The sequence below is a fragment of the Novilysobacter selenitireducens genome (genome assembly GCF_020026895.1).
Lineage (GTDB): Bacteria > Pseudomonadota > Gammaproteobacteria > Xanthomonadales > Xanthomonadaceae > Lysobacter_C > Lysobacter_C selenitireducens.
In genome coordinates this window covers 252,462-265,206 of sequence record NZ_JAINZW010000003.1, presented here as the reverse complement: position 1 = coordinate 265,206, position 12,745 = coordinate 252,462, and the positions used below count along the sequence as shown (strand labels likewise).

Here is a 12,745-nt window from a genome sequence, read left to right as displayed (position 1 = left end):
GCGCCATGCCCGACACCGCCCTGCCCCGCGCCAGCCTCAAGACCACGCTGATCACCGGCCTGCTCACCCTGCTGCCGATCTGGCTGACGTGGGTCGTGGTCAAGTTCGTGTTCGTGCTGCTGTCGGACATCAGCCGGCCGTTCACCGGACCGGTGCTGCAACGGATGGCCGACTCCAACCCTGCTACCTGGGGCTGGCTCACGCAGCCTTGGGTCGACCATGGCATCGCGCTCGTCGCGACCGTGCTGGTCATCCTGCTGTCGGGCGTCATGGCGCGGCGCGTGTTCGGACAACGGATGCTGCGCTGGATGGAGTCGCTGATCCTGCGCGTCCCGTTCGCCAGCACGATCTACTCCAGCGCGCGGCAACTGCTCGACATCCTGCAGACCAAGCCCGACGGCACCCAGCGCGTGGTGCTGGTGGACTTCCCGCACACCGAGATGAAGTCGATTGGCTTCGTTACGCGGGTGCTGCGCGAACAAGGCACCGGCCGCGAACTGGCGGCCGTCTACGTGCCGACCACGCCCAACCCGACCTCCGGCTACCTGGAAATCGTCCCGGTGGAGAAGATCACGCCCACCGACTGGACCGTCGACCAGGCGATGAGCTTCATCATCTCCGGTGGCGCGGTGTCGCCCGAGTCGATTCCGTTTTCGCCGCCGGCGGCCGGAAACGTCTCCTGAGCCCCTCCAACACGCGTCTTCGCACTGCGCAATGACCTTCGGCCCATGCCAGCGCCACCGGGGCCGGCGAGGCTCGCGGGCTATCCTGCCGGTCGGTCCCTTGTGCCCGACCGTCCCGCCGAACCGGAGAACGCGATGAAGCCCGTCTCACTGCACCGCACCCTGCTTGCCCTTGCCCTGTCGACCGCGCTGGTCGGCTGCGCCACCACCGCGCCCGCGCCTGCGCCCGATGCCACCGCCGCGGCGGGTGCTTCCGTCCAGGGCGAGGCCAAGGCCGAGCGGCTTGATGCGCTGTATGCGCAGTACTGGGAGGAGCTGCTCGAACTCAACCCGCTGGCTGCCACGTACCAGGGCGACAGCCGCTACAACGACCGGATGCCGAACTTCCTGTCGGAGGAGTACCGCGAGAAGTCCCGCGCGTTCACCCAGCGCTGGCTGGACACCGTCGAGGCCGTCGGGCCCGAGGGCCTGGAAGGCCAGGACCTGCTGAGCTACCAGATCTTCGTGCGCGACGCGAAGAACGAGCTCGCCGGCGAGCGCTTCCCCGGCTGGCAGCAGCCGATCAACCAGTTCTACAACTTCGCCTCCACCGCCGTGCAGCTGGGCTCGGGCACTGGGGCGCAGCCGTTCAAGACGGTCGAGGACTACGACAACTGGCGCAAGCGCGCCTCGCAGATCCCGCTGCTGTTCGACACCGCCATCGCCAACAGCCGCATCGGCGTGCAGAACGGCGTGGTGCAGCCGCGCGCGCTGATGGAGAAGGTCATCCCCCAGCTGGATGCGCTGATCAAGGACGACGCCGAGCAGACGCTGTTCTGGCGCCCGATCGAAACCATGCCCGAGTCGTTCCCGGCGGCCGACCGCGAGCGGTTGACGGCCGAATACCGCACGATGATCGAAGACGAACTGATGCCGGCCTACCGCGAGATGCGGGCATTCGTCGCAGACGAGTACATGCCACGCACGCGCGAAACCTCCGGCATGGCCGCGCTGCCGGGTGGCGATGAGTGGTACGCCTACAACGCGCGCAACTCGACCACGACCGACCTGACGCCGGCGCAGATCCACCAGATCGGCCTGGACGAGGTCGCCCGCATCCATGGCGAGATGCGCAAGGTGATGGCGGAAGTCGGCTTCAAGGGCGACCTGCAGGACTTCTTCGCGTTCATGCGTGACGACCCGCGCTTCCAGTTCGAGAGCGAGGAAGCGCTGCTCACCTACTACCGGGCGCTGGAGGACAAGGTCAACGTCCACATCCCGAAGCTGTTCTCGCTGACGCCGAAGGCCGGTTTCGAGATCCGCCCGGTGGAGCCGTTCCGCGCGCAGTCCGCGGCGGGTGGATCCTACATGCGGCCGAGCGAGGACGGCAGCCGTCCGGGCATCTTCTACGTCAATACCTACGACCTGCCGACGCGGCAGACGTGGGACGCGGAGGACCTGTTCCTGCACGAGGCGATCCCGGGCCACCACTTCCAGCTGGCGCTGCAGCAGGAGTTGACCGGCCTGCCGGCGTTCCGTCGCTTTGGTGGCGAAACCGCCTTCTCGGAAGGCTGGGGCCTGTACGCGGAGTCGCTGGGCAAGGACCTGGGCCTGTACACCGATCCGTACAACTACTTCGGCTACCTCCAGAACGAGCTGTGGCGCGCAATCCGCCTGGTGGTGGACACCGGACTGCACAGCAAGGGCTGGACCCGCGAGCAGGTGATCGCCTACATGCTGGAGAACTCGGCCACCGCCGAAACCCCGGCGATTTCCGAGACCGAGCGCTACATGGCGATCCCGGGCCAGGCGCTGGCGTACAAGATCGGCGAACTCAAGATCAAGGAGCTGCGCGCGAAGGCCGAGGCCGAGCTGGGCGCGGACTTCGACATCCGCGAGTTCCACGCCGAGGTGCTCAAGGACGGCTCGGTGCCGCTGGACGTGCTGGAAGGCAAGATCGACCGCTGGATCGCGGCGAAGAAGGCGTAAACCCGCCGCACGCGTGGACCGACGGGCCGGCTCTTTGCCGGCCCGTTTCCGTTGCGGGGTCCGTTGCGACGCCGGTTGTGCGTCCCCGCCCACCCGCGCACACTGCCGGCCCCTCTCGCTCAAGGACGAGCCTGATGCGCGCATTGCGTTTCCTGCTGCATGCCCTGCTGGCCATCGCAGCCTTCCATCCCCGCCCGCTGCCGGCGGCCGACTCGCCGCCACGCACCACGATGCTCGCCTCATCGCACCGCGATGGCATCGCCTTGCGGGAGTACTGGGTGAGCGAAAAGCTCGACGGCGTGCGCGGGCGCTGGGACGGCGAGCACCTGTGGACCCGCGGCGGGCATCGCATCAGCACACCGGCGTGGTTCACCCGCGGCTGGCCGGCGGTGCAGATGGATGGGGAACTCTGGATCGGACGCGGGCAGTTCGAGCGCACCAGCGCCACCGTGCGCACGGCGCGACCGGAAGATACCGACTGGCGCGACATGCGCTTCATGGTCTTCGACCTGCCGTCCCATCCGGGCCGGTTCGAAGCACGGTTGGTCGCGTTGCGGCGGGCGGTCCAGGCCGCCGGCACCGCATGGCTGCGCGCGGTACCGCAGGTACGCGTGGCCGATGCCCGCGCGCTGGAGCACCGTCTCGACGAAGTGGAAGCGCGCGGCGGCGAGGGCCTGATGCTGCACCACCGCGACTCGACCTACCGCAACGGACGAAGCGAGTGGCTGCTGAAGTACAAGCGCCATGACGATGCCGAGGCACGCGTCGTCGCCCACCTGCCCGGCAAGGGCAAGTACGAAGGGATGACCGGCTCGCTGCTGGTGGAACGCGCCGATGGCGTGCGCTTCCGCCTGGGCAGCGGCCTCAGCGACGCACAACGGGCCGAGCCGCCCCCGCTCGGTGCGTGGGTCACGTACCGGCATGACGGCTTCACGTCGAAAGGATTGCCGCGCTTTGCGCGGTTCCTGCGCGTGCGGCACGGCTGGACGCCCCAGTCCCCGGAATAGCCGCCGTAGGACGGGTTGAGCCCCGCGATACCCATCATTTCGCTCAGTACCGGGGAGCGATGGGTATCGCTACGCTCAACCCATCCTACGGTCGCCCGACACGGCGGCCCTACGACAACCCACGGCAAGACGTGCACGTAAAAAAAAGGCCGGCATCGCTGCCGGCCCTCGTCATTTCACTTCGAAGCTACTGCCTCAGGCACCCGCTTCACGACGCGCACCGCCGCGGCCGGCGCCGCCGCGATGCTGCTTCGGGCCGGCGTGCGCGTGGCGCGCTGCCGGCTTGCCGTGCGGGCGATGCGCCGGCTTGCGCGGGCCGTTGTTGCGGCCACCGTTGTTGCTGCGCGGGTTGGGGATGGCGGCGTCCAGGCGGATCGGGCGGCTCGGCGCGTAGCCTTCCACCGCTTCCATCGCGATGTCGTCCTTGAGGATGCGCTGGATCTGGCGCAGCAGGCCGCCCTCGTCGTGCGACACCAGCGAGATCGCCTCGCCCGTGGCGCCGTTGCGACCGGTGCGGCCGATGCGGTGCACGTAGTCCTCGGCCACCATCGGCAGGTCGAAGTTGATGACCAGCGGCAGGTTGGGGATGTCGAGGCCGCGCGCGGCGACATCGGTCGCCACCAGCACGCGCACGCGGTTGGCCTTGAACGCGTTGAGCGCCTTCTGCCGGGCCGCCTGGCTCTTGTTGCCGTGGATCGCCACGGCCTTCAGGCCGGACTTCTCCAGCTGCTCGGACAGGCGGTTGCAGCCGTGCTTGGTGCGGCCGAACACGATGACCTGGTCATTCGGGCGCGCGGCCAGGATATCGACCAGCAGGTCGCGCTTGCGGCCGCTGTCCACCGGGTGCGCGCGGTGCGTGATGGTGTCGACGATGGCGTTGTTGGCCGCCACCTGCACCTGCTGCGGGTTGCGCATGAACTCCAGCGCCAGCGCCTTGAGCTGCGCCTCGAACGTGGCCGAGAACAGCAGGGTCTGACGGTCGCGCGGCAGCTTGGCGAGGATGCGCTTGATCGCGGGCAGGAAGCCCATGTCGAGCATGCGGTCGGCCTCGTCCATCACCAGGATCTCGATGCCGTCCAGGCGCGCGGTGCCGCGCTCGAGGTGGTCGATCAGGCGGCCCGGGGTCGCCACCAGGATGTCGACGCCGCGGCGCAGGGCATCGACCTGGGGGCCCATGCCGGCGCCACCGAAGATGGTGGTGATGCCCATGCGCAGGTGCTTGCCGTAGCCACGCAGGCTGTCGCTGACCTGCACGGCCAGTTCGCGGGTGGGGACCAGGATCAGCGCGCGCGGCTTGCGCGGGCCGCTGACGCCGGTCTGCTTGGACAGCAGGTTGAGCAGCGGCAGGCCGAACGCGGCGGTCTTGCCGGTACCGGTCTGGGCGCCGCCCAGCAGGTCATGGCCCGACAGCACCAGCGGGATGGCCTGGGTCTGGATCGGGGTGGGCGTGTCGTAGCCCTGTTCGGACAACGCGCGCAGCAACGCGGGCGAAAGCCCGAGGGATTCGAAAGACATGCGTTGGAACTCCAGGTGTGCGATCCGCGAGCGATGTCGCGGAGTACCCGAAGCGTTCCCTTGAACCGCGCCACGAGTATTCGGATTTGACGGCACCGGATGCTCCGGACCGTGTCGGCGCTACGAAAGACGTGCGGGATAAAGGCCGCGATCGGCGAGTCAGGGCAAAGCCTGGAACTCAGTGCGAGGCGGCAGGCATACCTGGGAAACGTACCCCTTGCGGGGAGGCAGCCGTGCGCTGGACGGCGCGAAGTGTAGGCGATCCACCCCGCCGGCGCCATCGGCACGCGCGCGCCCCATTCAGGTCCGCCCGGTTGGGCCGTCTCAGCCCAGCGCCACGCCCAGCAATGTCACCCACCCGATGGCGAACACCAGCAGCAGTGCGATCCGCCGGAATGACGCCTGCGGGACCCGGCGCAGCACCCGCCGCCCCAGCCACGTCCCCGCCAGCGCCACCACCGCGAGCAGCGGGATCCACGCCAGGTCGTCGGCATGGATGTACCCGTTGCGCCAATAGACCACTGCGCGGCTGAGGTCGATGCCCATGTCGATGGCCGCCGACGTCGCCACGAACACCTCCTTGGGGAGGTCGAACGCCGCCAGGGCCAAGCCGCGCACGGCACCGCCCGTCCCCACCAGGCCTGCCATGCCGCCCGACAGAGCACCGGCCACGACGGCGTTGGAGGTCGTCGGCGCGAACGTCGCTGCCGGCCGCCACAGCAGCCAGCCGCTCAGGCCGATCAGGAATACCGCCAGCAGCCGCTCCAGCCATGCGGTCTCGACCAGCGTGCCGGCGAGCCCGCCGAGGATGGCGAACAGCACCGACGGCACGCCGAGCCGCACCAGCAGGCGGCGGTCGATGCCCGCGCGGAACAGGCCGAGCTTGCTGAGGTTGCTGGCCAGGTGGAACAGCGCCGTGATGCCCAGCACCGACTCGAAGTCGAAGAAGAAATTGGCGATCGGCACGAAGAACACCGACGAGCCGAAGCCGCCCACGGTGCCGGCGACCTCCGCCAGCAGGGCCAGGGACAGGAACAGCAGCGCGCGCTCGATACCCAAGAGGTCCCCTTCGGCCGCTCGGCGATGTGCCGTCAGCCCGGTGCACAGCATTGCCCGGACCGCGACACGATGCCACGCCTGTGACCTCCGGCACCCGCCGCGGCGGCGCCTGCGCGGTAGGTTGAATCCCTACGCCGGCGGCCACGCCGGCAGCGCGATACCGGGGCCCCTGCGGCGCCCGCACCGGACTGGCCATCCTCGTCGGCCACAGTCAGAGGCCCGGGCATGTCCCGGGCCTCTGACTGTGCGGCCCACCGCGGGTGTAAGAACTCGTTATGACGGCGCCATGACCATCGACACCCCCGGCGCCGGCCGATCGGGTCCAAGATGCGCCGTCCGCCCCGCCGGGGCGCACCTACGCCCATGAAGCTGGAGAACCAAGTGAATCTGAGCTCACCCAAGGCCCTGCTGCTGTCGCTGGCGATTGCCGGCGTCATCGCCGGTTGCAATCGCCAGGACGCCGACACCACGGCCGCCGGCACCGATACCGCCGCGGACACCGCGCGCTTCACGCTCGACGAAACCAACCTGCCGCCGGTCAACCGCTTCACGCAGTCCGACCTGGATTCGTCCGTCGACGCATGCACCGACTTCGGTGGCCACGTCAACGGCAAGTGGCTGGCCGCCAACGACATCCCGGGCGACCGCACTTCGTGGGGCGCGTTCGAGATGCTGGACGAGCGTTCCAAGGCCGTGCAGCGCCAGCTCGCCGAGCAGGCCGCCGCGCTCGAGGACGCCAGCGGCGTCGAGAAGATCGTCGGCGACCTGTGGGCCACCGGCATGAATGCCGAGGCCATCAACGCCGCCGGCATCACCCCGATCAAGGGCCACCTGGACGCGATCTCCGCGCTCGACAGCAGCGAAGCGGTGGCCGAATACCTGCGCACCAGCGCGGCCAAGGGCCAGAACTTCCTCTTCGGCTTCGGCCCGGAAGCGGACTTCAAGGACTCGGCCAACAACATCGCCTACGCGATGCAGGGCGGCCTGGGCCTGCCGGACAAGACCTACTACACCGACGCCGACAAGGCCGACAAGCTGGCCGCCTACGAGAAGCACATCGCCAAGGTGCTGGAGATGTCGGGCGTCGCCGCGGCCGATGCGGCAACGCAGGCGTCCAACGTCATCGCCTTCGAGAAGCGCCTGGCGGGCGTCTCCAAGTCGCAGGAGGAGATGTCGCGCGACGTCTCGCTGTACTACAACCCGGTCACGCCGGCCGAGGCCGACAAGCTGACGCCGAACTTCAGCTGGACGCGCTTCTTCGACTCGCAGGGCGTTGAAGCCCCCGAGATGTTCTCGCTGGCGATGCCGGACTTCCACGCCGAAGTCAGCGAGATGCTGGAGGACGTGCCGGTCGAGCAGTGGCAGAGCTACCTGCGCTTCCACACCGTCGACGGCGCCTCGCCGTACCTGTCGGACGAGTTCGTGCAGGCCAACTACGAGTTCTACGGCAAGACCATGCGCGGCCAGAAGGAGCTCAAGGAGCGCGGCAAGCGCGTCCTGGACACCATCGAGAGCCAGGCCGGCGAGGCATTGGGCCAGATGTACGTCGACGTGGCGTTCCCGGCCGACTCCAAGGCCAAGATGCAGGAGCTGGTGAAGAACCTCAGCGCCGCGCTGAAGCCGCGCATCGAGAACCTGGAGTGGATGAGCGACGAGACCAAGGCCAAGGCCATGGCCAAGTGGGAGACGTTCACCCCCAAGATCGGCTACCCGGACAAGTGGCGCGAGTGGACCGGCCTGTCGACCGACCGCGACAGCTACATCGAGAACGTGCTGGCCGCGCAGGAGTTCAACTACAAGTGGCAGCTGTCCAAGATCGGTGAGCCGGTGGACAAGACCGAGTGGGGCATGAGCCCTCAGACGGTCAACGCCTACTACAACCCGCTGCAGAACGAGATCGTGTTCCCGGCCGCCATCCTGCAGCCGCCGTTCTTCGATCCCGATGCCGACGCACCGCTCAACTACGGCGGCATCGGCGCGGTCATCGGCCACGAGATGATCCACGGCTACGACGACCAGGGCAGCCGCTTCGGGCCGACCGGTAACTTCGAGAACTGGTGGACGGAGACCGACTCCAAGGGCTTCAGCGACCTCACCGGCAAGCTGGTCAACCAGTTCAATGCCTATGAGGCGGTGCCCGGCAAGAACGTCAACGGCAGCCTGACCCTGGGCGAGAACATCGCCGACCTGGGTGGCCTGGCCGTGGCCTACGACGCGATGAAGAAGGCGACCGGCGACAGCGAGGACCCGATGACCGAGGGCATGACCCGCGACCAGCGCTTCTTCGCCAACTGGGCCACGGTGTGGCGCCGCAACTTCACCGACGAGGAGCTCAACGTCCGCCTGGCCACCGACCCGCACGCCCCAGCCAACTTCCGGGCGATGGGCGCGCCGAGCAACCTGCCGGCGTTCGCGGCGGCCTACGAGTGCGAGGCGGGCGACGCGATGGTCCGCGGCGGCGACGACCAGGTCGTGATCTGGTAACCGCGATGCGATGACCGGCCCGGGGCGACCCGGGAAACGAAGGCCCGGGTTCGCCCGGGCCTTCGTCTTTTTGGGGCCCCGTGCGCACCCTGCAGCGCGCATGGAGGGGCCGTGAACCCGTTCATGGCCAACCCCAACGTGCTTGGTAGACTCGCGCGGTCATCCAGATGGAATACGCGATGCCCCGCCACGCCTTGCGCCCGCTCGCCTGCGCCCTTGCCCTGACCCTCGCCTCCACCCTCGCCGCCCCCGCGGTCCACGCCCAGGCGGCCAAGCCACCGGCGGCCTGCACCGACTTCTACGGCCACGCCAACGCGGACTGGTTGCAGAACAACCCGTTGACCGCAGGCGTCGCCTCCATTTCCGCGCTGGGCCAACTCGGCGACCGCGCCCGCCACCAGCAGGTCGAACTGCTCAACGCGGCGATGCAATCGCCGCAGGGCAACGTCCAGCAACTGCTGGGCGACTTCTGGGCCAGCGGCCTGGACGAGGCGGCGGTCGAGCGCGACGGCGCGCAGCCCATCGCCCCGCTGTTGTCCCGCATCGACGCCATCCGCCGTCATCGCGACATCGCCCCCGCACTGGCCGCGCTGCACCAAGTCGGCATCCCGGTGGCCTTCAACTTCAGCGCCGACGTCGACCTGCGCGACCTCAAGCGCCACATCGGCTATTTCAGCCAGGGCGGCCTGGGCCTGCCGGACCCGGCGTACTACATCCGCGTCGACCAGCCCACGCGCGACCTGCTGGGCCAGTACACCGCCTACGTGCAGAAGATCCTCGCGCTGACCGGCACGCCCGACGACGAGGTCGCCGAACAGGCGCAGCTGGTGCTGGACCTGGAAACCCGCATCGCGCAGGTGACCCGCCCGCTGGCCCAGTTGCGCGACCCGCGCAGCAACTTCGCGCCGGTGGCCACGGCCGAGCTCGACAAGACCTACCCGAACCTCAGGCTGGGCGAGTTCCTGCAGGCGCAGTCGGTCAGCGACGACACCGTGTCGATCGCCAACCCCGAGCTGTTCGCGCAGATCGACGGGCTGGTCCGCCAGCTCAAGCCCGAGCAGTGGAAGGCCTACCTGCGCTGGCGCGTCGGCGACGCGATGGCGCCGTACATGGCCCGTCCGTGGCGCGACGCCAGCTTCGACTTCCGCGGCCGCGTGCTGGAGGGCCGCACCGCGCAGCTGCCGCGCCAGCAGATGGTGCTGGATGCGATCAACCACGCGGCCGGTCCGATGCTGGGCCGCGAATACGCCGCCCGGTACCTGCCGGCCGCCACCAAGTCGCGTGCGCAGGAGATCGCCACCGCGGTGCGCAACGCCATGGGCGCCGCGCTCGACCGCGACACGCGCCTCGGCCCGCAGGCCAAGGCCGAAGCCAAGGCCAAGCTGGCGGCGATGAAGATCGAGGTCGGCACCCCCTCGCGCGACCTCGACTACACGATCCAGCCGATGGGCCGCGGCAGCTTCGGCGGCAACATGCTTATCGCGTCCACATGGCACCACGCCCAGGAGATGCGCCGCATCGGTGCGGAGAACGCGGACCGTCGCTGGAACGTGCTGCCGCAGCAGCCCGCGCTGGCCTACGACATCGCCCAGAACCGACTGGTGGTGACGGCCGCGATGCTGCAGGCACCGGTACTGGACATGACGCTCGACACCGCGGCGCAGTACGGCAGCTTCGGTGCGCTGGTAGGCCACGAGATCAGCCACGGCTTCGACTCGCGCGGCCACCTGGTCGACGCCAGCGAGCAGGTGCGCAGCTGGTGGACCCCGGCGGAAACCGCCGCATGGGACACGGTGGGCAACCGCGTGATCACCCAGTACGGCGCGCTCGAGTACCCGGTGATCGAAGGCATCAGGGTCAACGGCGCCCAGACCCGCGACGAGAACCTGGCCGACCTGGCCGGCATCGAGCTGGCGTGGGCGGCCTACCAGACCGCGCGCCCGGACGCCCCGAAGGAGAGCCGCGAGGACTTCTTCGAAGGCTGGGCCTCGATCTGGGCCGAGCACATGAGCGAAGCCGAAGCCACCCGTCGCGCCGCCAGCAGCGTGCATGCGCCCGGCCAGTGGCGCACCAACGCCCCGCTGATGAACCATGCCGGCTTCGCCGAGACATTCGGCTGCAAGGCGAGCGCGGACATGCGGCTGGGCGACGGCGAGCGCGTGGTGCTCTGGCCCTGACCGACTGCACGCAACAGGCAAGAAAAACGGCGCGGTCACCCTCGCCGTTTTTCTTTGTCATCCCAACGGGCTGAACGTATGTAACGCCCAACATCGCCCGGTCTGACGCACCACCCGCCTCAGCGCACGATTCGCGGCCGCGGCGGCTTGCGGCGGCCGAACGGCGGGTGGCCGCGCCAGTAGCGGATCAGCAGCCAGCCGAACAGCATCCCGCCCAGGTGGGCGAAGTGCGCGACACCCGGCTGCAGGCCGGTGAATCCCAGCAACAGCGCGATGGCGCCATAGACGATGACCAGGGTGCGCGCCTTCATCGGGATCGGCGGGATCAGCAGCATCACCCGCTGATGCGGGAACAGCATGCCGTACGCCAGCAACAGGCCGAACACGCCGCCCGAGGCACCCAGCGTCGGGTACGCCTGGCCACCCTGCGACATCGTCCAGGCGCCCACCGCCAGCTGGCACAGCGCCGCACCGACCACGCACACGGCATAGAACGTGAGGAAGCGCTTCTCGCCCCACGTGTGCTCCACCGGCGCGCCGAACATCAGCAGCGCCAGCATGTTGAACAGCAGGTGGGCGATGTCGCCGTGCAGGAAGGCGTACGTGACCAGTTGCCACGGCATGAAGCCCGCGCCCAACGGCCACAGCATCAGCGGGCCGAGCGCGGTGTACTCCAGGACGAGTTGCAGCAGGAAAGCGACGCCGTTGGCGATCAGCAGGGCCCGCGTGACGGGCGGAAGGTTGGAAAACATTTCGACTCCCGGGGGACGCGTCATGGTATCCGCTGGAGGCCACAGGCCGCTTCACGCAACGGTCGCATCACGACGCGGCGGACGCCCCGCAGTCGCCGTCAGGCCGGGCCCCAGACCTGCTCGTCGACGCTGGGGGCGGCACGCTGGCCGCGTACCCGGCCCTGCTCGACGCGGACGCCTTCGGCCCGCAACCGGCGGCACTGCTCGCGGTAGCCCGCCGAGCCTTCCGGGAAGGCCACGCGGCCGTCCGAGCGCAGAACCCGGTGCCACGGCAGGTCGGCATGGGTGTTGGCCGACAGCAGCCGGGCGACCCAGCGGGCGCGCCCCGGCAACCCCGCCCGCCGCGCGACCTCTCCGTAACCGGCCACCTGCCCGGCGGGAATGGACCGCACCTGCGCCAGGATGCGCCGTTCCGCCTCGCGGGAGTCATCGGTGCCGGCCATGCCGGTTAGGATACGGCTCTGCCCCCGCGAATGGAGCCGCCGTGCGCAACTTCGAATCGATCCGTCGCCACATCAAGGCGGTCGGGTACCAGGTCACCATGCAGGACGACGACGTCCTCTGCATCGAACTGTCGCTGGAGAAAGGCACCCGCCACCAGGCGATCTTCCTGTCGGAGCTGGACGACGACGACGGCCGTCCCTACCTGCGCGTCAGCACCGCAGTGGCCCCCACCACGGGCCTGGATGCCCGGCGCTCGCTGGTCTTCAACTGGCAGAGCCGCGTGGGCTACCTGGCCATCGGCGACATGGACGGCGTGCCCTACCTGCAGCTGTGCGAGAACCGCCCGTACGACGGCCTGGACGGCGCCGAGATCGACCGCCTGGTGCTGGAGATCGGCGGCCTGGGCGACCGCATGGAGCGCATGCTGTCGGCGGGTGGCGACCTGCTCTGACCGCCCTGCCGGCACGTGTCGCCGGCCGCCGCGCAATGAAAAAGGCCGCCCCGCGAGGGACGGCCTTTTTCGATGTCTGGTGGGCGGTACAGGGTTCGAACCTGTGACCCCTACCATGTCAAGGTAGTGCTCTACCGCTGAGCTAACCGCCCATTCGCCGTCAGACACACCCGGCGAGGGGCGCGCAGTGTAGCCCGGTGCGTGG

The 12,745-nt window shown here is 69.1% G+C and carries 10 protein-coding genes and 1 tRNA gene; 6 read left to right on the top strand and 5 right to left on the bottom strand.

The window, feature by feature from the left end; translation table 11 throughout:
* The first annotated feature begins 5 nt into the window (after window positions 1-5).
* The 3 genes from K6753_RS08455 (at window position 6) to K6753_RS08445 (ending at window position 3,658) form a co-directional block, all read left to right on the top strand.
* Window positions 6-683, top strand: coding sequence for a DUF502 domain-containing protein (locus tag K6753_RS08455; RefSeq protein ID WP_223676011.1), 678 nt, complete (start codon window positions 6-8; stop codon window positions 681-683).
* A 135-nt stretch (window positions 684-818) separates the two neighbouring features.
* The gene (locus K6753_RS08450; protein ID WP_319936657.1) at window positions 819-2,651 is read left to right on the top strand and encodes a DUF885 domain-containing protein; all 1,833 of its coding nucleotides are present in this window, start codon (window positions 819-821) and stop codon (window positions 2,649-2,651) included.
* 134 nt (window positions 2,652-2,785) lie between these two features.
* Window positions 2,786-3,658 carry a DNA ligase gene (locus K6753_RS08445; RefSeq protein WP_223676010.1) on the top strand — a complete coding sequence of 291 codons (873 nt, stop codon included), beginning with the start codon at window positions 2,786-2,788 and terminating at the stop codon, window positions 3,656-3,658.
* A 195-nt stretch (window positions 3,659-3,853) separates the two neighbouring features.
* Here K6753_RS08445 and K6753_RS08440 read toward each other — a convergent pair whose 3' ends face one another.
* The gene (locus tag K6753_RS08440) at window positions 3,854-5,173 is read right to left on the bottom strand and encodes a DEAD/DEAH box helicase (protein ID WP_223676009.1); all 1,320 of its coding nucleotides are present in this window, start codon (window positions 5,171-5,173) and stop codon (window positions 3,854-3,856) included.
* 324 nt (window positions 5,174-5,497) lie between these two features.
* Window positions 5,498-6,232, bottom strand: a complete 735-nt coding sequence (locus K6753_RS08435; RefSeq protein WP_264758646.1) for a sulfite exporter TauE/SafE family protein — start codon at window positions 6,230-6,232, stop codon at window positions 5,498-5,500.
* A 363-nt stretch (window positions 6,233-6,595) separates the two neighbouring features.
* Between K6753_RS08435 and K6753_RS08430 the strand changes: the two genes are divergently transcribed.
* Together K6753_RS08430 and K6753_RS08425 are read left to right on the top strand one after the other, a co-directional pair.
* The gene (locus K6753_RS08430; protein WP_223676008.1) at window positions 6,596-8,716 is read left to right on the top strand and encodes a M13 family metallopeptidase; all 2,121 of its coding nucleotides are present in this window, start codon (window positions 6,596-6,598) and stop codon (window positions 8,714-8,716) included.
* 179 nt (window positions 8,717-8,895) lie between these two features.
* Window positions 8,896-10,893 carry a M13 family metallopeptidase gene (locus K6753_RS08425; RefSeq protein ID WP_223676007.1) on the top strand — a complete coding sequence of 666 codons (1,998 nt, stop codon included), beginning with the start codon at window positions 8,896-8,898 and terminating at the stop codon, window positions 10,891-10,893.
* A 119-nt stretch (window positions 10,894-11,012) separates the two neighbouring features.
* On the opposite strand, the gene K6753_RS08420 is transcribed toward K6753_RS08425, so the two are convergent.
* Both K6753_RS08420 and K6753_RS08415 read right to left on the bottom strand, forming a co-directional pair.
* The gene (locus tag K6753_RS08420; protein ID WP_223676006.1) at window positions 11,013-11,645 is read right to left on the bottom strand and encodes a rhomboid family intramembrane serine protease; all 633 of its coding nucleotides are present in this window, start codon (window positions 11,643-11,645) and stop codon (window positions 11,013-11,015) included.
* A 98-nt stretch (window positions 11,646-11,743) separates the two neighbouring features.
* Window positions 11,744-12,088 (bottom strand): MGMT family protein, encoded by a 345-nt coding sequence (locus K6753_RS08415; protein WP_223676005.1) that lies wholly within the window; start codon window positions 12,086-12,088, stop codon window positions 11,744-11,746.
* A gap of 41 nt (window positions 12,089-12,129) precedes the next feature.
* Between K6753_RS08415 and K6753_RS08410 the strand changes: the two genes are divergently transcribed.
* Entirely contained in the window at window positions 12,130-12,540 is a 411-nt protein-coding gene (locus K6753_RS08410) for a hypothetical protein (RefSeq protein WP_223676004.1), read from the top strand.
* Between the two features lie 77 nt (window positions 12,541-12,617).
* On the opposite strand, the gene K6753_RS08405 is transcribed toward K6753_RS08410, so the two are convergent.
* Window positions 12,618-12,692: transfer RNA gene (locus tag K6753_RS08405), tRNA-Val, on the bottom strand.
* Window positions 12,693-12,745 lie beyond the last annotated feature (53 nt).

Coding starts and splice junctions, on each gene's coding strand:
- K6753_RS08445 (WP_223676010.1), top strand. CDS start 2,786: ATGCGCGCATTGCGTTTCCTGCTGCATGCCCTGCTGGCCATCGCAGCC.
- K6753_RS08415 (WP_223676005.1), bottom strand. CDS start 12,088: ATGGCCGGCACCGATGACTCCCGCGAGGCGGAACGGCGCATCCTGGCG.
- K6753_RS08425 (WP_223676007.1), top strand. CDS start 8,896: ATGCCCCGCCACGCCTTGCGCCCGCTCGCCTGCGCCCTTGCCCTGACC.
- K6753_RS08420 (WP_223676006.1), bottom strand. CDS start 11,645: ATGTTTTCCAACCTTCCGCCCGTCACGCGGGCCCTGCTGATCGCCAAC.
- K6753_RS08450 (WP_319936657.1), top strand. CDS start 819: ATGAAGCCCGTCTCACTGCACCGCACCCTGCTTGCCCTTGCCCTGTCG.
- K6753_RS08440 (WP_223676009.1), bottom strand. CDS start 5,173: ATGTCTTTCGAATCCCTCGGGCTTTCGCCCGCGTTGCTGCGCGCGTTG.
- K6753_RS08430 (WP_223676008.1), top strand. CDS start 6,596: ATGAAGCTGGAGAACCAAGTGAATCTGAGCTCACCCAAGGCCCTGCTG.
- K6753_RS08455 (WP_223676011.1), top strand. CDS start 6: ATGCCCGACACCGCCCTGCCCCGCGCCAGCCTCAAGACCACGCTGATC.